We start from the raw sequence: 17,273 nt of genomic DNA, 5'->3' as shown, positions 1-17,273 counted from the left end.
CGGAACTTGAAGGGGTGACGAGAGTGACTGCGCTGTCCTTGGTGCGACGTGCACGGCGCGTGATCTTGTCGGTGCTTGGCTCGGGGGATCGGCGCGACGACACGCTGCTCGCCGAACTCAAGGACATCCCCGTCAATCGGCTGGACGAACTCATGGCGAAGAACACCGCAGCCGGTCGCGGTGCGAACGGCAGGCCGGCTTGGCTGGCGGCGAACCATGCGACGGTCGAACGCGTCATCCTTGTGCCGCATAACTACGCGTCGCCTGGGGTTCTCCGGTGCAACGCAGCGGTTCTCGGCAGAGGAGAGAACGATTGGCTGTTCTCGGTTGACGTCAGCCTGGCCGATTTCGACACGCTGCCGGGGCTCTCGAAGAGAACCAGTCAGGACGTGCTGGCGGACCTGCTGATGCGTCTGCCGGTCCTGCCACTCGACGAGGATCAGGAGCGAAGTTGGGAGCTGGCCTGAGCCGCAGAGCACTGCACGCCGCTCGAGGAATACTGCTCTGTTGGATAACGCCCGTCGCCAGCGGTACGGGCCGATCTGCGCCCGGACGATCTTCCGACGCTCGGCGGTATCGGCATTCGACCGTGAGCGGTCCAGCGGGCGGCCCTGGGCGGGCGGAACATGAAAGTGCGGCCTGGACGGTCTCCTCAAGACCGGGGGCTCCTCCACGCCGTCCAGGATGCCCCCGTCCCGCTGTCGTTTGCGCAGGCAATCCCTGACTGGAAGATAGGTTCCCTTAAGCTCAGACCTTGGAATGGGGTCGTGACCTGAGGTTCTGCGTTGTGGACGGTGTCTGTCACGCATGGACGCGGCATATCGCAGCGTGGCAAGCGGTTCGCCGCAGTCGGCAACACAGGTTGGCTCAGCCTGTCTCCCGATTCGTTGAGGGGCTGCTCTTCCGGCGCGTGGCTACGACGTACTTCACCGACTCCACTGCGAGGAACGCGGTTATGACGGCGATCAGGACGGGTGCGGTCTCCAGGGCCCCCAGCTGGGTCATGAATGCGGCAAGCAGCACCAGCGCGAACGGTGCCGAGATCACGGCCCCGGGGACCGCGGCGAGCATGCACGTGAACGCCAGGCCCAAAGGCACTCCGGGGATCACCTGGTGCACGAGCACTCCGGCCGTCCCCCCGATGAACAGCGTTGGGAAGATCGGCCCGCCCACGAACCCGCTGGCCTCGCTGACGGCGAAGGTGAGGATCTTGGCGACCACCAGGGCGGCCAGGAAGCCCGCACCGAGCGCCCCGCCGCTCTCCGCCACGGTCTTTAGCTGATCACTGCCCGTGAACATCGTCAGTGGCAGGATCACGCCGACGACGCCGAAGGCGACGCCACCGATCAGCGGACGTACGACGGCCGGCACTTTGAGCCGGCCGAACATCACTACGGCCAGCTTCATTACGGTGGCCAGCAGCGTCACCACCACCGCGGCGAACAGTCCCAGCCCGATTCCGGCCAGCAACTGCCAGTCCTCGAACTTGTACGACGGCACCTGATAGGCGTCGAGGAAGAAGGCGCCGGCGACGACGAAGTAGATCCCGAAAGAGACGCTGGAGGAGACGATCGTGGCGGCCAGGGTCTTGGCCATGCGTTGTCCGCCGGGGCGGGCGACCTCCAAGATGAGCATGACCACGATGACCGTGCTGGAGAACAAGCCGCCGTACGCGCCGGCGAACCCGGCCAGCGTGTTCACCTTGCCGTCCTCATCGTTGAGCCGTCGTCGACGCGAGACCCACCCGCCGGCCCCACCGCCCATGGCGCCGAGCGCCTGCTCCGGGCCGAGGCTGGCGCCTCCGACCAACGACACGGCCGACACGGCCACGATCCCCGGCACCGATCGGCGGTCGACATGCGCGTGCTCGAGGTCGTCGATCAGGCTCGGGATCTTGTCTGGAAGGTGGGTCCACATCCGCAGGAGGCCGACCACGACGCCCGCGGCCGCAGTGACGCCCACCCACCACCACTGCCCGCCGAGCCACCCCGTATCCGACGCGGTGTACCAGTTGTTCCCGACCCCGATCAAGCCCATGAACAGCAGGGCGACGCCGGCGCCGAAGACGCCGAGCCCGAGCGCGTTCAGCATCAGCACCCAGAACTGTGGCGTCTGTGGGAACGGTGGCGCCGGCGCCGATCCTGACCCGGCGCTCATGAACCGTGTTCCTTCTGCATGGTCCGCATGTGGGCCTCCCCCCGTAGGACCGCCCCGGCCCCGCGGTTTGATTCAGTGTCTACTGGCTCGCCCTCGGCGGGACTCGCCAATGCATTGGCGATCGGGGACGGCTCACCCCCCGGCGAGGTTGTCCCCGTACCCTTCCTGCGACCATGCGCCCCACCAGAGTGCAGCACCAGAGCGCGACGGGAACTTTCCCGCCGGCGCGAAGCGCAGGCAGCAGGCCGGCCGACGGTCAACGGAAGCGGAAATCGGCGATGGCCCAACACCTGATACCAGGTAGCGAGCCCTGCAACTCAACCTCGTTGAACACGAGCCATTACGGCAGCAGCGTGCCCCGACCCATGTCGCCGAGAACCACATCGAACCTGATCGGTTTCCCGCCGATGCCATCGACTGTTGCCGGTGGGACGATCGTGGTTATTGCGCTCCAGGAGGGATCGGACGTCATGGTTCGTTTGTTGGTGATGCGCCGGTTCGAGGCGTTCCGGCACAACCCGCTGTCTGTGCGCAAGGCGATGGCGGTGATCGTCGCCGCAACGCTCGTGAGTGTGCTGGTCGGCGGCGTGCTGATCACCGTGGTGGATCCGGAGGAGTTCCCGAACCTGGGCACGGGGCTGTGGTGGGCGTTGCAGACGGTGACCACGGTCGGGTACGGCGACGTGACCCCCGAGAAGACCGCTGGGCGGTTCGTGGGGGCGCTGTTCCTGCTGGAGGCGATCGCGTTCGTGACGATCGTGACCGCGGTGATCACCTCCAGCTTCGTGGAGCGGGCGCGCCAGGAGCGGATCGCCGACTCCGAGACCGCGGAGGCGGCGGGAATCGAGCAGCTGACTGCCCAACTCGCGGAGATCACCTCGAGGCTGGACCGGATCCAGCAGACCCTCGAGTCCGGGAGATAACCGCACCGCGCTCAGCTCAACGTCCGCGCCTTCAGTGACCGGCCAGCAGGTTCTTCAGGGCGGCAATGATGACCGCGCCCACAAGCACAAAGAGCGAGTAGGCCACAGCCCGGGACAGCGACGCGCCGGCGTTCCGAGCCACGGCGAACCCGATCAGGGAGATCAAGGCTGTGAGGAGGAACTCGGCGCCCTCGAGTTCTGAGGAGTCGGGCAGCAGGAGCACACCAGCGGAGACGATCAATGCGACGGCGGCGGCCGCGCCGGCCAGCTGGGCTCCAGCCAATTCGACATCGGAAGAGCGGACCGTGCCGGCCCCACCATGCGTGCCGAGACACGGAAGGCGAACCAGCGTGCGAGCGCGAGGCCGAGCGTGATCCCCCAGATGAGTCCCCACACCCTGGTGTCCTCGGCGACGCTCCCTTCAACCAGGTCTTGACGTGCGGTGACTCGTCGTCCTCGCGAACCTGCACGCTTATGTACCTTGACGGTTACGTAACCATCTCGGTACATTGACCGAGTGGAAGCAGTATTGCGGGCACTGGCGGACGAGAGCCGGCGCAAGGTGCTGGAGGCGCTGGCCAACGGGGAAAAGACCGCGGGTGAGCTGGGGGACATGCTGCCGATTGCCCGCCCGGGCGTGTCCCGGCACCTGCGGGTGCTGCGTGACGCGGGTCTGGTCGAGGTCCGCCAGCAGGCACAGCGGCGCATCTACAGCCTCCGCCCGCAGGCTCTCGCCGAGGTCGATGAATGGCTGGGTCGATACCGGGCCTTGTGGGAGCAACGGCTGGACGCCCTGCACACCGAGATCGCCCGAGGAAAGCACGAACAAAGGAGCACCAGATGACCGACAACGCAGGTCGCCGTACGCGCGTCCTGGGCAGGCTACGATCAGCCGGTGGTACGGGCGTCGTACGCATCGAGGACCGCTACGACACCGATATCGACGATCTGTGGTCCGCCCTCACCGATCCGCGCCGTCTAGCCCGCTGGTACGGCGACGTCGAGGGTGACCTCCGCCGTGGCGGGCAGTTCACCCTGTACCTCGAAGCCGCCGGCCTGTACGCGGTCGGGCAGGTGGCAGTGTGCGAACCCCCGCAGCGGCTGCAGGTGGTGACCAGGGAAACCGACGAGTCCTGGCAGCAAGGTGATGGCGTGCCGCCCTTCGACCAGACGGTGGAGGCGACGCTGACCGCCGACGGAGGCCAGACCATCCTGGTTATCGAGACCGACGGCATGCCCCTGGACAAGATTGCCTTCTACGGCGCCGGGTGGCAGATCCACGCCGAAAATCTGGCCGCCTATCTCGCCGGGCGCGAGCGCGGCGACACCGGGGCGCGGTGGGACGAGCTCGTCCCTCCCTATCAGGAGCTGGCAACAACCATCGGCTAGCACCCCCGCAGCGTCCAAGACCGACGCAAGTGCCGTTCTGCATCTCTGCGGGCGATGTGACGCATCCAGCCGTTGTCGATCGTCCGGTTCTCGACCGGCGTCCGGTGCGCACGGACATCGGCACGAGCGCGCGGCTGAGGCGTAGGTTTATCTGCTCATGGCTGTCGCAAGCAGTGGCCCTGCGTGCTCCTCAACGAGTGGCACCCACTCCGGCCAGTCCAACGTCCGACCAAGGAGGCGTATTGCAGTCCAGTACTCGATCATGGTGTCAGTGGACTGCAGCAACCGCTCAATCCAGGCGAAGACATCGCGCAGGGCAGCCGGGTCGCCAATGGCGTGGGGCATCACATCATGGCGGAACACCCAGTCGACGCGCCCCGCGGGATCTGCGCCGGCGTCGGCCTCAACAGCGGCGGCTGCCTGCGGAAAGGTCCTGAGGAATTCCTCTTGGATGTTGTCGCTTGTGAGGAGCACGCCGACACGCTAGCTCAGGTCGGAGTCGACTCATCGCGAGTGCACCGGACAGCGGCATGAGAGTGCGTTTGGGCGATGATGCCGTCATGACTCCAGATGACCTCAGGCGAGCGTTGACCGACGCTCACGGACAGGCCGTGGCGACATGCTTGGCGGCCTTGGACGAGCCGGAGGCAAGCGTTCATGCCGACTCGGCGGACAGGGATCCGGTGGCGACCTCGAACCTTCTGACGATCTACCGCCGTCGTGCCGGCCACGTTGAAGACATCGGGTTGTCGACTCTGGGGTTCCGGGAGGCCGTTCAACGTCTGGAGGAGACGCCTCACACATCCTTACGGCTCGCGGGCGTGGAAGGCGCTACGGGCTACCCCGCCTGCGTCGTGTTCCTCGCGCCTGACAAGGCCGCCGTCGTCGCTGCGCTCGCCGTGCTCGGACCCATGCCACCGACCTGATCTTGGTCACCGCTCATCGGCAGATTCGTGCGTTGCTTCCTCAGGTGGACAGCGGGCTCCGCGACAGGCTAGAAGCCTGGCGAGATCGTGGGACGCCGGCCTACGCGCGCAGATGCCGAGATCAGTACGGCTGATCTTGATGTGCTGTTGCCGCTAGCATCGTCGGCATGGCAACGCGGCTTGTTCAATTCAACATGAAGGCTCGGGACGACTCCGCGCTGGGCCGTTTCTGGGCGGAGGCGCTCGGCTGGGGAATCTCCAGCGAGGGACCCGGCGTGACCAACCTCGAACCCGAGGGCTTCGTCTATCCCGACCCCGTCGCCGTCTGCCTCGACCTCATCGCCTCCCCGGAACCCAAGACGGTGAAGAACCGCGTGCACGTCGACCTCGCCACCACCTCGGCGGACCATCAGGCGGAGGTGGTCACGCGCCTGAAGGATCTCGGCGCAACACCCGCCGACGTAGGCCAGGGCGACGTCCCATGGACGGTCATGGCCGACCCGGAGGGCAACGAGTTCTGCGTGCTGGACCCCCGACCGCTCTACCAAGACACCGGACCGATCGCCACGGTGGTGGTCGACTGCGCGGATCCGCGCGCCATGGCCCGCTTCTGGGGCGAGGCCATGGACTGGACCCTGCACGAGGTGACCGACAACAACGCGGTACTGCGTTCCGCCAAGGGCGTAGGCCCATATCTGCAGTTCCGCCGCACACCCGACGTGAAGACCGTGTGGAACCGAGTCCATCTCGACCTCCGCCCATACCCAGGTGACGACCCAGAGGCCGAGGCGGCCAGACTGCGGACTCTCGGCGCCACCGCCATCGAGCTAGGCCCGAGCGAAGTCACGTGGACGGTTCTGGCCGACCCGGAAGGCAACGAGTTCTGCCTCCTCGCCCCAGGCTGACCGGCAGATGGGGAGACGCGGAGCTTGGGTGCGGAGATGCGCTGCGACGTCGGCCGTTAGCGGGTAAACAGCTTCCAGTGCCCCTCGGAGACGACTTCGACGTTTCCATCGATCACTTTCAGGGCGGTCTGATCGTCTGTCGCGTACGCCCGTACCGGCATGGTGGCGGCCCATTTCTCGGCGCTGGCCATGGTGTTGTTCAGGAAACCCGGGTAGTCCAGGTGCGGAAACATCGAGAAATCGACTATGCCCAGCGTTTTGTCGCCACCACCGGGCGGGCTCCAGCGAACGAACCTCTCCCCGATGCTGGGGGTCATCACCATGCTCCCGGCGCTCAATCCCACGTAGACCGCACGCAGCGACGGCAAGAGGTCTGCCAGTCCGGATTGCTGCATCCAGTAGCACAGATACATGGGATCGCCGCCTCCCACCAGCAGGGCGTCAGCCTCCTGAACCAGGGGAACCCAAACCTCTTCATCGATGCTGGGCAGCGCGGTGAGCTCCAGCACTCCCAGGGACTTCCAACCCAGTTCGGTCATGGGGCAGAGGGGTTGTTGTCCGCTGATCAGCTTCCATGCCTGGCCGGCGCCGCCGGGCTGGGCGTGCAATGCGGTGGGAATGCAGAGAGCGTTGCACTCGGCAATCGGTTTGCCCAGCAGGTCGACCAACGCGTCGTGAATGCTCGGGTTCTTGATGCCTGAGTCCGTGAGGAGAAGCTTCATAATGCCTTTCCCTGGCTAAATCGTCGACCGCTCGATGAGACTGATATTTCACCTGAAACTGATCCAAGACCGTGGTGACGGCGTCCTCGGCGACGAGTGTGGTCGAAGGATCGTACAACTCGCGGCGCAGGTCCTGTAAGCACCGATTGCGCACGACGGGTCCACTCAGGACACCGACCGGGCAACCTCACTTAACTTCGATGAGCCGGTAAATCGGGGTGAACAGTGCAGCGGCAGCTTTGAATCTCGCGGACAGCGAGGCCCCCGAGAGGCCTCCGGATGGCCCTGAACAGCCGTCAACGACCCTCGACCACTGGGCACAATTGGCGCTCAGGATCGGGGTTCGTCGGCGAGTGGACGCTCATGGAAGCGGACTCGTCGTGAGAAGGTCGTCGGTTCGATTCCGACAGGCGGTTCCACCTGAACCCCCACGTCAGAGGCTGGTCCCTCGCCCGCGGCTTCTGTCGTTCCAGTGGTTCGCGGTCCCGCTACGTCTGGGGCACTGAGGGGTGAAGTCGAACCTGATGGCTGCGGTGCCTAGGTGGGTCTCGGGCCCGCTAGCTCGGCCGCGCTCATCTGCTCGGGAATAATCCGAACGAGCGTGCCGTGCCACTGCGTCGACGTCGCCGGGGCCAGGGTCTGGGGCTGTGGGCAACTTTCGCGCGATGTGAGCGGAGCGGTGGAATCGCGGTGCGCCGGCGGAGGGTTGGTCGTATCGTCTCGGCCATGTCGGAGGAAACCACGTCGAGTGTCGTCCTTGATAACCGCAGGTACTGGGAGGCCATGGCGCCGTACCGCAAGGGGGAGACGGTCGAGTCCTTGCTGTCCGGTACGAGCGTGCTCAACGATCACGAGCGGGCTGCGGTCGGCGATGTTCGAGGGCGCCGGGTCCTGCAGTTGGCTTGCTCGGTGGGCGATGAGGCGCTGACGTTCGCTCAGCTGGGTGCACATGTCACCGCTGTCGACCTTGCGCCGAGCCATCTGGCCACGGGAAGGGCCAAGGCCGAAGTCTTGGGCTTGGTCGTGGACTTTCAAGAGCAGGACATGATGAACCTGGACCAGGACGTCACTGGGTTCGACCTGGTCTTCATCTCCTGGGGCGGCTTGTGCTGGGCACCCGACATCGGCGCTTGGGCTCGGCTGGTCGCTCAACGCCTCAATCCCGGCGGATCGCTGGTCGTCAGTGAGCATCATCCGTTGTGGGAGGTGCTGACAGTCGCGGATCAGGGTCAGCTCAGCGTCAGCGGCGACTACTTCAACTCGGGCCGCGATGGGTACGCCGACCCACTCAAGGCGCCGGAGATCACCAGGACGTTGGGAGTTCCGGATCTTCCACACAGGAGCTTCGTCTGGAGCATCGGCAGCGTCGTCAGCGCGGTACTGGCGGCAGGCTTGACGGTTCGATCGCTGCAGGAGTTCGCCGAACCGGACATGTATCCCGGTCTCGGCGACGGCGCTGGTTCTCTTCCGGCGACCTACCTCCTGACCGCCACCAACGGAAGAACTCAGCCGTGAGCCGCGTCGTCGTGATCAACTTCATCTCCTTGGATGGGATCATCCAGGCGCCGCTGAGGGCGGACGAGGATACTGACGGCGGCTTTGCCTACGGTGGCTGGGTCCAGCCGTTCATGGACAAGACCGTAGCCACGTTCATGGGAAGCGCGACCAGCCAGGCGGCCGGCCTGCTGCTCGGCCGGCGCACGTACCAGAACTTCGTCGTCGACTGGGAACAGACCGACGCGACCGACCCGGCGATCGCCGCGATGAACCGGATCCCCAAGTATCTGGTGTCGCGGACGCTGTCCGATCCGTCCTGGAACAACACGCTACGGCTCGGTCCGGACCTGCAGGCCGAGGTGGAACGGCTTCGGGGCGGTGGAGACGGAGAGATCGTGGTGTTCGGCAGCGGGCAGCTGGTGCGGTTCCTGCAGCAGCGTGATCTTGTTGACGAGTACCGGCTGTTGATCTTCCCGATCCTGCTCGGTGGCGGGAAACGGATGTTCGCCGACACGGCTGGGCTGACCACCTTCCAACTCACCAACAGTCAGGTCAGCGACTCGGGCGTGACGATCAACTCCTACCAGCGAGCCATTCCGACTGATCCAGCATCCGAGCGATAGGGAGCAGGACGTGTCCGACAACGAGTCCGCGGTCTCGGTGCAGGCCTCGCAGCCACACCCAAAGCTCACCGAGTTGACCGAGCGCCTCAGCGGGCGGTGGCGGGTCAAAGGACGCGGTATCGACGGCAAGGCCGAATACAAGTCTGCGCGGGAAGGCCTTCTTCTGGTCGTGAGCGTCGAGTTTGTTGTCAACGGCACCGAAATGAAGGTCATCCAGCACATCACCTACAATCCAGATGCCGACATGCTGCGGGCTCACTACATGGACACCATGGGCGATGAGTCCACCTACGAATGGGTGCTGGACGGCCAGAATCTCCGCGTCAGCCTGAGTGACGAAACGTCGGACACGTACTTTGAGGCTCGCTTCAATGACGACAACTCCGAGTACGTCGGCACGTGGCACTACCCGGACGACGCCGCCGCCGACGCACCCGAAGAGCGGATTGTCTACAGCCGAATTGAGAGGTCAAGCGCGGACTGAGGTGAGTCATCAGGTCGCGCCCGGCCGCGGCTCTCCGAGGTCGTGTAGATGCTGGGTTTCGTTCAGGGAGACGACCTGGTGGCTGAAGTGGGTGTCGTTGCGGAGGAGGGTGGTGATGCTGCCTGACGTCAGGGGGAAGAAGGCCCGGTCCGTCGACGTCATGGGCATGCCGATCCAGGCAGCAATCAGATAGCTCGATGCGGACCCGTGAGACACCACGATCTGGTTCGCGACGGGTCGACGGACGATGTCATCGAGGGCCGGGTACAGGCGTTCGACCAACGCCATTCGTGTCTCCGCACCAGCCGGTCCGTCGTGGTGGCCGAGTCGATCGCCGTACTCCGGAAGTGGGATGCGGCGCTCGTTGAGCCACGCCTGGGGACGCCCGTCAGCCTCACCGTTGGACCTCTCGCGAAGCCGAGCATCAGTCTGAACCTCGACGGAGAGCCTCCGGGCAATTCGCTCCGCCGCCTTGCTGGCTCGACGCAGATCAGAGGAGTAGACCTCGACCGGCTGGAGTCCGATTCTGCTCGCCAGGACCTCGGCGATGCGTTCGGCCTGCAGGTGCCCGCGGGCGGTCAGCTCTGAGTCGTGCCAGCCCCCAACGATGCCGTCAACGTGGTGCTGCGCCTCGGGATGCGTGACCAGGTAGATGTGTCTCATCACCCTCCTCGACCCAGTTTGCAGGCTCAGAGCCTCTCACGAGTCAGCACGGCCAGGGCCAACTAGGGCCGACGTACGACTTCGGGCTGATGTGAGTTCAGGGGGTGTCTGGGCTGAAACCCTGATGTGGTGGTTGTCCGAGTGGGGATAGCTTGCCGGGGTGGAGACGTTCGAGGTGAGAATCGCGGGGTTCGCCGGCGTGGACGATGCGCTGGCGATGCAGGAGACGGTCGCGCGCGTGCTGTGCCCGGTGCCGGAACACAACGGGCCCTGTGAGCCGCGAGAAGTCACGCTGATGGACGGTACGCCGGGCAGCTTCGACGAACTGGCCGACCAGTACCGCATCGAGCACACCGCCCGATAGCCGACCGGCTGGACCGAACGCGTCGACGAACTGGGAGGGCTGTGTGAGGTACTACGACGGCGAGCGTCTTTTGTGGCCCTCCGCCCACGACCCACGATGGCCCCTGATTGAGCAGTCGCCCAGCTAGGACGGGTCGGCCCGCCCATCGCCGTCAGCACACGGGCATCGAGGGCTAACTGTCTTGGGTGGTGAAGCCGAGGTCTGCAACCGAAGGTGGACCCTCGGCATCCCAGACTCTCGCATAGGTCTCTGCAACAACCGGCCAGATCTGTTGCAGGCCGTCTTCGACCGACTCGATCTCATCGGCCAGGTCTCCGGACACGACGAACTCGTGGGGGATGACGCGACCGGCTGCATCTTTCCGGCCCAACGGATCGGGAAAGCGCAGCGCGACCTTCCCGGCGGTACGGCGCCACGTCGTCGGCTCGTCCTCGAGATGCGCGAAGCTGCGTTCATAGTCCAGAAGTGGGTCGGACTGGCCTCCGTCGAGGAGGAACCGGAACCCCCAGGAACGCCCTCGAGTGGCCCAGATGAGGCTCTTGGGTAGGTCCTGAGCGGTCACTTGAGGCTCCTGATGAGCAGCTTGTCCTTGACGCCTTGGTCCAGGTTCAACTTGAACTGCGTGAGCGTCGCGGTCAGGAAGTCGTGGTGCTCGCGGGCCTGGGCATTGATCTCCCTGAGTTTCGGCCCAGCCATCTTGGCGGCCGCAGCCAGGGCAGGGAGCCCGGCCATACTCGCGAGGGGGCCGAACTTCGGCAGCTTCGCCACCAGTTTGTTGATATCAAGGAACGTCTCGCCCGTCAGGACCTCAGCCAGGGTCTCGGCGCCGTCCGCCAGGGTGTCCAGCACCTTCCTCGGGATCTCCATCCGCTCGTTCCACTGAACTCGGCGCTCGAGGGGAAGCATTGAGGCCACCGGCAGGATGAGGTCGAGCCCGACCCGCTGGGTCACATCAATCTCCGGGCCGGCCGCGGAGAGCTCGAACTTCGCCGAGGAGAGCAGCATGAAGTCCTCGCCCACCGAGAGCGCGTCGGGCGTGTCCACGAAGTCCTTGAGCGTCGAGCGCAGGTCGTCGAGGGGATCGGTGGCCTTCTCGATCACGAGGTCGCGGAAGGAGTAGACGTCCCAGTCCGGGAAGAGATCCGCCTTCGAGAGTGCCACGATCCAGATGCGCGGGAACTCGACCAGGCGGTCCTCGTCGCCCAGCAGGTCGTCCTTGAGTCGCAGCACGCCTTGGCGGAAGTTCGTCAGGAGCGACTTGAGGTACCGCTCCTCCTCGCCCGTGTTGTCCAGCAACTTCTGGCCATCCACCAGCAAGAGCGCGACATCGGAACGCAGCAGTGACCGGAACGTGTCGACACGGCGATTGGCCTCCTCCTCGCTGCTCGGCGACTCCTCGAACCATTCCCCCGGGTAGTCGTGCCATGCGAGTCGCAGGGTGTCGAAAGGCCGCTTCTTCGCTGCGGCGTTGTCTCCGCCCTTGAGCTTCACCGAGAAGTAGTAGGTCGTGCCCGCGAATCGGGTAGTCAGCGGCGTCCTCGCGCGGTCTCTCATGCCGAGGTAGTTCTGGTAGAGGCGGTTGCCCTGGCCGGTGTCGTCTGCGACGAGGTCCCAGAGGTCGTTCGAATATGAGCCCTCCTGCGTCGGGCCGAAGAACGAGGAAACAAGCACGGTCTTCCCGGAGCCGCCCTCTCCGAAAACGGCGATGTGCTGCTCGCGCACCCTGGGGTATTTAGCCATGGCGCGAACGTACCAGCGCAACCAGGACCCAGCGGCCGACACACTAAACCGGCACGACTAGGACGACCGGGAGGGCTGTGTGAGGTACTACTACGGCGAGCATGAGGCGGCCTATCGGCGGCTCCGTGAGAACGGGATGAGCCAGTGGAGTGATCTGTTTGGGGAGACGGAGACGTTCGACGCGTTTCCGAATCGGGGGTTTCTCGAAGATGTGCTGGCTCGGCTTGAGTTGCCCTCGGGGCGTGAGGTTGAGGCGTTGGAGTATGGCTGTGGGACTGGGCCGGCGGCCTGCTTCTTGGCGGCGCGGGGCTTTCGGGTGGACGCGGTTGACCTGATTCCTGAGGCGATTGCGCTGGCTCGGCGGTTTGCGCAGGAGCGGGGTGTGGAGATCGCATTTGGTGTGCAGGACATCTGTGCTTTGGCAGATGAGCCGGTCAGCAAGCGGTACGACCTCATCGTTGACAGCTACTGTCTTCAGTCGATCGTTACTGATGCCGACAGGGCCCGTGTCTTCGCCGCCGTGCGCGCCCGGCTGAAGGACAAGGGCTACTACCTCGTTTCGACAGCCATGTATGAGCCTGGCCGCAGTTACGAAGGCGGCTTCCGGTACGACGAGGTCACTGGCATCTGTTACCAGGCGTCCAGCGAAGCGGCACAAGATGCGGTCGAGATCGACGGAGTTTGGTACGTCCCGCACCGGCGCCACCTGTCAGCCACAGCACTGCGAGACGAACTCGAGCGCGCAGGGCTTCACGTCGTATCGCAGGAAGAGGGGGACGTCGTCTGCACCCGGAACAGTTGACGGGGGTGGGTCGGGGCCTCAGGCTCAAGGCGGGGGACGTTGTCGCCAGGGGAGGGGCACGGGATGAAGGTCTGCATCGTGGGGGCTTCGGGGAAGCTCGGGCGGTACATGGTTCAGCATGCGCTGGATCGTGGTCATGAGGTGGTTGGTGTCTGCCGGCCGGAGAGTGTGGAGAAGCTCGCGGCGTTCAGCGGGCGGATGACCGTCTTTCCGGGGCGGACGGACGACGCCGCGGTCATCGAGCGGGCGGTCGCCGGCTGCGACGGGGTCCTTGTTGTGCTGGTCCCGCGAGGCGTCCACGGGTACGCCGCCGGAACGGTCCAGGCAGTGCTCGATCACGCGCAACCGGGCGCCCGCCTCGTGTTCTCCTGCGGATGGCACATCACGCTCGACGGCCAGGACAAGTACCCGCTGAAGCTCAAGGTGCTTGTGAACGTGTTCGGTCCGGTCGCGCGCCTGTTCCGGTTCGCTGACCTCGACGATCAGGTCGAGGCATGCCGGCGAGTGTTCGCCAGCGACACGCGATGGACTGTTGTCCGCGGCAGCGACCTCGAGGAGGGCGACAGCCAAGGCCTGCCAGTCTGGAGCCGGCACGTCGGCGACCCTGTGCTGGAGAGCAACCTGACGCGCCGCGTGGACTTCGCTCTGTTCATGGTCGATGCGCTCGAGCGAGACGAACTCATCCACGAGGCCCCGGCCATCGTCGGCCGGCAGACCCCCTCGGCCCTCGCCCACGCGGCCGCCTAGGTCAGTCGGCAACCACCGCCTGGAGTACGTCGACCTTGGCTGCGGAGTGGGCCGGTCCCAGAGCGGCGAGTACGCCGGCCACCGCGGCCAGGACGACGTACAGCGTCACCTGGACGACGGGGATCGAGATGGCCTCGATGCCCTCGTCCGCAAGGGCTTGGGAGAGTGCCAGACCGAGTCCGATCCCGAGGCCGGCGCCGGCCAGCGCGCCGATCAGGGAGATCACCACCGACTCCCAGCGCACCATGGACCGGACCTGGCCGCGGGTCATGCCGACCGCGCGGAGCAGCCCGAGTTCGCGGGTTCGCTCGAAGACCGACAGCACCAGGGTGTTGACGATGCCCAGCAGCGCGATCAGCACCGCCAGCGCCAGCATCACCGTGACGAAGGCGAGCAGTTGGTCGATGAAGCCGCTCGCTTCCTTCTCGAAGCCCTTTCGGTCCAGCACCTTGGCATCGGGGTGGTTGGCCAACGCACCCGTGATGGCGTTCTGTACGTCGCCCCTGTCGGCGCCGTCTGCGAGTGTGATCAGACCGGACGCGGTCAGTTGCCGGCCGGCCGCAGCCGTCTGAGCGGCGATGCTGATGACGTAGTCGTCGCCGATCCAGCCCTTGCTGTCGTAGACACCGACGACATGCAGCACGTGCTTCCCGGTCTCGGCGAACTCCGACGTGATTTTGTCGCCGAGCTTCCAGCCGTGCGAGGTCGCGGCCGACTGAGCTACGATCACGCCATCGGCGCCAAGGTCGGACAGTGCGCCGGCCGACAGCCGCAGATTGAGGCCGTCCGCCGCCGCGGGGTCGATCGCGGAGTAACTGGAGTCCGCACCGTCGAAGCGTGCCTCGCCAAAGCCACTCGGAGACACCCTGCCGTACGCCGTTGACACCGCCGACCACCGCAATGACCTCGGGGCTGAAGCCGGGTGCCTGGGCGCTCGCGGGTGTGACGAACAGTTCGGCGTTGGTCGAGTCGCCGATGATGTCGCTGAACGACGACTTCAGCGAGGACGCGAACACGCCCATGCTCACGACCAGCGTCAGGCCGATCATCAGTGCGGCCGCCGTCGAGGCGGTACGACGCGGGTTGCGCATCGCGTTCTGCCTGGCCAGTTCGCCGGACAGTCCGCGGAGTCGCAGCGGTATGCCGATCAGCGAGGCAAGCGGCCGGGCAGCGACCGGCAACAGCGTGATGATGCCGACGAGGATCGCCAGCAGACTCGGGCCGAACGCCTTCATCGTCAGGCCGCCGTACAGGGACGTGAACAGCCCGGCCAAGCCGAGCACGGTCAGGACGGCTCCGATCACGATGCGCCTCTTCGAGGGGTTGCCGGCGCCGGGCACCGCATCGCGCAGCGCCTCGACCGGTAGTACCTTCGTGGCTCGCATCGCCGGGACGAGTGCCGCCACGACGGTGACGATCGTGCCGACGAGCAGCGACAGCCAGATGGTGCGTGGCTCGACCTGCAGGGACGTGCTGGGCAGAGTGAACCCCACCCGGTCCATCAGCAGATTGAGCCCCTTGGCGACCACGAGCCCGAGGCCGACGCCGAGGGCCGAGGCGAGTACGCCGAGGAGTAGCGCCTCGATGATCAGGCTGCGGGCCACCTGGCGCCGGGTCGCGCCGATCGCACGCAGCAGCGCGATCTCGCGAGACCGTTGCGTCACGGTCATCGTGAAGGTGTTCCAGATGATGAACGAGCCGACGAACAACGCGATGCCGGCGAACACCATGAAGATGATCCGGACGAACCGGAGGTCCTCGTCGATCGCGTCCGCGGACTCCTTCACCACGGTCGCACCGGTGACCGCCTCCGTGCCCTTCGGCAGGGTCGCATCGATCCGCTGTACGAGCTCGGCCTGGCTCACGCCGTCGGCCGCGCTGACGTTGATCGTGTCGAAGACGGCGGGAGAACCGAGGACCTGCTGGGCTGTCGTCGGGTCGAAGTACGCCGACGTCGTACCGCCGAGGTTCTTCTCGCCGCCGAAGCCGACGGTGCCGACCACGTTGAACTCCTGCGTCGGCCCCTGGAACAGCACCTTGATCGTGGAGCCGAGCGCGATGTGATGCTCCTCGGCGCTCGTCGCGTCGATCGCGACCTGGTGTGGCGCCGAAGGTGCGGTGCCGGTGAGGATCTTGACGTCGCCGCGCAAGGTGGTGTCCGCCGGCATGCTGTAGCCCATGGTCGGGGCCCCGCCGCTGGTCAGGACGGCACGGCCGGCGTTGTCGGTGAGCAGCGCGTATCCGCTGACGGAACCCTCCGCTGCCCGTACGCCGTCGACGCCACGGACCTGCTGAAGGACCGAAGCCGGGATGGGTCCGCGGCTGGTGCCGGTGCCTTCGGACTGGGTGTACGCCGCCTCGGCGCGGACGACCGCATCGGTGCCGGCGGAGACCTTGCCGAACAGCTGGTCGAACGCCAGGCGCATGGTGTCGGTCAGGACCAGCGTGCCGGCCAGGAACGAGACACCGAGCGCGATCGATGCCACAGTCAGCACCAGGCGCAGTTTGTGCGCGAGCATGCCGCGCAGGGTCGCGGTGAACATGGCGTCAACCGCCCAGATGCTTCATGAAGTCGAGTACGGCGTCCGCAGTCGGTGCCTCCATCTCGTCGACAACGTGGCCGTCGGCAAGGAAGAGCACCCGATCGGCGTAACTCGCGGCCGTCGGATCGTGGGTCACCATCACGACGGTCTGGCCGAGTTCCTTGACCGCCGTCCGCAGGAAGCTGAGCAATTCGGTGCCCGAGGTGGAGTCGAGGGCGCCGGTCGGCTCGTCGGCGAAGATGATCTGCGGCCGGGACGCCAAGGCGCGGGCCGCGGCCACTCGTTGCTGCTGGCCCCCGGACAGCTCGGTGGGACGGTGGTCGAGCCGATCGGCGAGCCCGAGCTTGTCGACAATCGACTGCACCCAGGCCGTGTCGGGTTTGCGGCCGGCGATCCGGATCGGGAGCACGATGTTCTCGGCCGCGGTCATCGTCGGCAGCAGGTTGAACGACTGGAAGACGAAGCCGATCTGGTCCCGCCGCAGCAGCGTGAGCGCCTTGTCGTTGAGGGCGGTGATCAGTGTGTCGCCGACGTACACCTCGCCCGTCGACGGCCGGTCGAGGCCGGCGAGCATGTGCAGCAGGGTCGACTTGCCGGACCCCGACGGCCCCATGATGGCGGTGAATCTGCCGGCTTCGAGATCGACGGTGACATCCTTGAGCGCGGCGACGGCTGCGTCGCCGGTGCCGTAGAACTTGCTGATGCCTTCGGCCCGAGCGGCCGTCGCCCGAACGGTAGTGCTGGTCGTGATGGCCATATCTCCCCCTGAATACGAATAGTTCGGATGG

General features: G+C 65.9%; 21 protein-coding genes and 1 pseudogene. 12 read left to right on the top strand and 10 right to left on the bottom strand.

Going from position 1 to position 17,273, the window contains the following annotated elements:
* Positions 1-23 precede the first annotated feature (23 nt).
* Complete coding sequence (locus ACIBG5_RS18835; protein WP_396392770.1) at positions 24-467, top strand: hypothetical protein; 444 nt, start codon at positions 24-26, stop codon at positions 465-467.
* Between the two features lie 400 nt (positions 468-867).
* Here ACIBG5_RS18835 and ACIBG5_RS18830 read toward each other — a convergent pair whose 3' ends face one another.
* On the bottom strand, positions 868-2,157 hold the full coding sequence (locus ACIBG5_RS18830) for a chloride channel protein (RefSeq protein WP_396392769.1): 1,290 nt from the start codon (positions 2,155-2,157) through the stop codon (positions 868-870).
* Positions 2,158-2,627: 470 nt separating this feature from the next.
* On the opposite strand from ACIBG5_RS18830, the gene ACIBG5_RS18825 reads away from it, so the two are divergent.
* On the top strand, positions 2,628-3,080 hold the full coding sequence (locus ACIBG5_RS18825; protein WP_396392768.1) for a potassium channel family protein: 453 nt from the start codon (positions 2,628-2,630) through the stop codon (positions 3,078-3,080).
* A gap of 31 nt (positions 3,081-3,111) precedes the next feature.
* Here ACIBG5_RS18825 and ACIBG5_RS18820 read toward each other — a convergent pair whose 3' ends face one another.
* Complete coding sequence (locus ACIBG5_RS18820; RefSeq protein WP_396392767.1) at positions 3,112-3,363, bottom strand: hypothetical protein; 252 nt, start codon at positions 3,361-3,363, stop codon at positions 3,112-3,114.
* Between the two features lie 234 nt (positions 3,364-3,597).
* Here ACIBG5_RS18820 and ACIBG5_RS18815 point away from each other — a divergent pair, with 234 nt between their 5' ends.
* Together ACIBG5_RS18815 and ACIBG5_RS18810 are read left to right on the top strand one after the other, a co-directional pair.
* Positions 3,598-3,924, top strand: coding sequence for an ArsR/SmtB family transcription factor (locus ACIBG5_RS18815; RefSeq protein WP_396392766.1), 327 nt, complete (start codon positions 3,598-3,600; stop codon positions 3,922-3,924).
* Entirely contained in the window at positions 3,921-4,469 is a 549-nt protein-coding gene (locus ACIBG5_RS18810; RefSeq protein WP_396392765.1) for an SRPBCC domain-containing protein, read from the top strand. Before ACIBG5_RS18815 ends, ACIBG5_RS18810 begins: the two co-directional genes overlap by 4 nt.
* Before the next feature lie 147 nt (positions 4,470-4,616).
* On the opposite strand, the gene ACIBG5_RS18805 is transcribed toward ACIBG5_RS18810, so the two are convergent.
* Entirely contained in the window at positions 4,617-4,943 is a 327-nt protein-coding gene (locus ACIBG5_RS18805; RefSeq protein ID WP_396392764.1) for a hypothetical protein, read from the bottom strand.
* 158 nt (positions 4,944-5,101) lie between these two features.
* Here ACIBG5_RS18805 and ACIBG5_RS18800 point away from each other — a divergent pair, with 158 nt between their 5' ends.
* On the top strand, positions 5,102-5,395 hold the full coding sequence (locus ACIBG5_RS18800; protein ID WP_396392763.1) for a hypothetical protein: 294 nt from the start codon (positions 5,102-5,104) through the stop codon (positions 5,393-5,395).
* Between the two features lie 167 nt (positions 5,396-5,562).
* Complete coding sequence (locus ACIBG5_RS18795; RefSeq protein ID WP_396392762.1) at positions 5,563-6,300, top strand: VOC family protein; 738 nt, start codon at positions 5,563-5,565, stop codon at positions 6,298-6,300.
* 56 nt (positions 6,301-6,356) lie between these two features.
* Here ACIBG5_RS18795 and ACIBG5_RS18790 read toward each other — a convergent pair whose 3' ends face one another.
* Positions 6,357-7,022, bottom strand: a complete 666-nt coding sequence (locus tag ACIBG5_RS18790; protein ID WP_396392761.1) for a Type 1 glutamine amidotransferase-like domain-containing protein — start codon at positions 7,020-7,022, stop codon at positions 6,357-6,359.
* 726 nt (positions 7,023-7,748) lie between these two features.
* Between ACIBG5_RS18790 and ACIBG5_RS18785 the strand changes: the two genes are divergently transcribed.
* Genes ACIBG5_RS18785 through ACIBG5_RS18775 form a run of 3 tightly spaced genes read left to right on the top strand, consistent with a single transcriptional unit; the run spans position 7,749 to position 9,626 of the window.
* Positions 7,749-8,537 carry a class I SAM-dependent methyltransferase gene (locus ACIBG5_RS18785; RefSeq protein ID WP_396392760.1) on the top strand — a complete coding sequence of 263 codons (789 nt, stop codon included), beginning with the start codon at positions 7,749-7,751 and terminating at the stop codon, positions 8,535-8,537.
* Positions 8,534-9,142, top strand: coding sequence for a dihydrofolate reductase family protein (locus ACIBG5_RS18780; protein ID WP_396392759.1), 609 nt, complete (start codon positions 8,534-8,536; stop codon positions 9,140-9,142). Before ACIBG5_RS18785 ends, ACIBG5_RS18780 begins: the two co-directional genes overlap by 4 nt.
* A gap of 10 nt (positions 9,143-9,152) precedes the next feature.
* Positions 9,153-9,626, top strand: coding sequence for a hypothetical protein (locus ACIBG5_RS18775; RefSeq protein WP_396392758.1), 474 nt, complete (start codon positions 9,153-9,155; stop codon positions 9,624-9,626).
* Positions 9,627-9,635: 9 nt separating this feature from the next.
* On the opposite strand, the gene ACIBG5_RS18770 is transcribed toward ACIBG5_RS18775, so the two are convergent.
* Entirely contained in the window at positions 9,636-10,289 is a 654-nt protein-coding gene (locus tag ACIBG5_RS18770; protein WP_396392757.1) for a histidine phosphatase family protein, read from the bottom strand.
* A 160-nt stretch (positions 10,290-10,449) separates the two neighbouring features.
* On the opposite strand from ACIBG5_RS18770, the gene ACIBG5_RS18765 reads away from it, so the two are divergent.
* Complete coding sequence (locus ACIBG5_RS18765; protein WP_396392756.1) at positions 10,450-10,653, top strand: hypothetical protein; 204 nt, start codon at positions 10,450-10,452, stop codon at positions 10,651-10,653.
* 172 nt (positions 10,654-10,825) lie between these two features.
* Here ACIBG5_RS18765 and ACIBG5_RS18760 read toward each other — a convergent pair whose 3' ends face one another.
* Together ACIBG5_RS18760 and ACIBG5_RS18755 are read right to left on the bottom strand one after the other, a co-directional pair.
* Positions 10,826-11,215: a hypothetical protein gene (locus tag ACIBG5_RS18760; RefSeq protein WP_396392755.1), complete on the bottom strand. Its 390-nt coding sequence runs from the start codon at positions 11,213-11,215 to the stop codon at positions 10,826-10,828.
* Complete coding sequence (locus ACIBG5_RS18755) at positions 11,212-12,414, bottom strand: hypothetical protein (protein ID WP_396392754.1); 1,203 nt, start codon at positions 12,412-12,414, stop codon at positions 11,212-11,214. Before ACIBG5_RS18755 ends, ACIBG5_RS18760 begins: the two co-directional genes overlap by 4 nt.
* 58 nt (positions 12,415-12,472) lie before the next feature.
* Here ACIBG5_RS18755 and ACIBG5_RS18750 point away from each other — a divergent pair, with 58 nt between their 5' ends.
* A complete protein-coding gene (locus tag ACIBG5_RS18750; RefSeq protein WP_396392753.1) occupies positions 12,473-13,195 on the top strand; it encodes a class I SAM-dependent methyltransferase in 723 nt (240 codons plus the stop codon).
* Between the two features lie 78 nt (positions 13,196-13,273).
* Complete coding sequence (locus ACIBG5_RS18745; RefSeq protein WP_396392752.1) at positions 13,274-13,942, top strand: NAD(P)-dependent oxidoreductase; 669 nt, start codon at positions 13,274-13,276, stop codon at positions 13,940-13,942.
* 1 nt (position 13,943) lies between these two features.
* Here the strand turns inward: ACIBG5_RS18745 and ACIBG5_RS18740 are convergent, their stop codons facing one another.
* From ACIBG5_RS18740 to ACIBG5_RS18730, 3 genes and pseudogenes are all read right to left on the bottom strand, one after another.
* Positions 13,944-14,828 (bottom strand): ABC transporter permease, encoded by an 885-nt coding sequence (locus ACIBG5_RS18740; RefSeq protein WP_396392751.1) that lies wholly within the window; start codon positions 14,826-14,828, stop codon positions 13,944-13,946.
* A gap of 541 nt (positions 14,829-15,369) precedes the next feature.
* Positions 15,370-16,461, bottom strand: a pseudogene (locus ACIBG5_RS18735) (ABC transporter permease); the annotation flags it as partial.
* 28 nt (positions 16,462-16,489) lie between these two features.
* Entirely contained in the window at positions 16,490-17,242 is a 753-nt protein-coding gene (locus ACIBG5_RS18730) for an ABC transporter ATP-binding protein (RefSeq protein ID WP_396392750.1), read from the bottom strand.
* Between the last annotated feature and the right edge of the window lie 31 nt (positions 17,243-17,273).

It is taken from the genome of Kribbella sp. NPDC050241, assembly GCF_044459685.1.
Lineage (GTDB): Bacteria > Actinomycetota > Actinomycetes > Propionibacteriales > Kribbellaceae > Kribbella.
The sequence above is the reverse complement of the archived record's forward strand: the minus strand, read 5'-3'. Positions and strand labels throughout refer to the sequence as shown.

Excerpts from the sequence above, each read along its gene's own strand:
- ACIBG5_RS18785 (WP_396392760.1), top strand. The coding sequence starts at position 7,749 with ATGTCGGAGGAAACCACGTCGAGTGTCGTCCTTGATAACCGCAGGTAC.
- ACIBG5_RS18790 (WP_396392761.1), bottom strand. The coding sequence starts at position 7,022 with ATGAAGCTTCTCCTCACGGACTCAGGCATCAAGAACCCGAGCATTCAC.
- ACIBG5_RS18825 (WP_396392768.1), top strand. The coding sequence starts at position 2,628 with ATGGTTCGTTTGTTGGTGATGCGCCGGTTCGAGGCGTTCCGGCACAAC.
- ACIBG5_RS18830 (WP_396392769.1), bottom strand. The coding sequence starts at position 2,157 with ATGAGCGCCGGGTCAGGATCGGCGCCGGCGCCACCGTTCCCACAGACG.
- ACIBG5_RS18810 (WP_396392765.1), top strand. The coding sequence starts at position 3,921 with ATGACCGACAACGCAGGTCGCCGTACGCGCGTCCTGGGCAGGCTACGA.
- ACIBG5_RS18770 (WP_396392757.1), bottom strand. The coding sequence starts at position 10,289 with ATGAGACACATCTACCTGGTCACGCATCCCGAGGCGCAGCACCACGTT.
- ACIBG5_RS18795 (WP_396392762.1), top strand. The coding sequence starts at position 5,563 with ATGGCAACGCGGCTTGTTCAATTCAACATGAAGGCTCGGGACGACTCC.
- ACIBG5_RS18730 (WP_396392750.1), bottom strand. The coding sequence starts at position 17,242 with ATGGCCATCACGACCAGCACTACCGTTCGGGCGACGGCCGCTCGGGCC.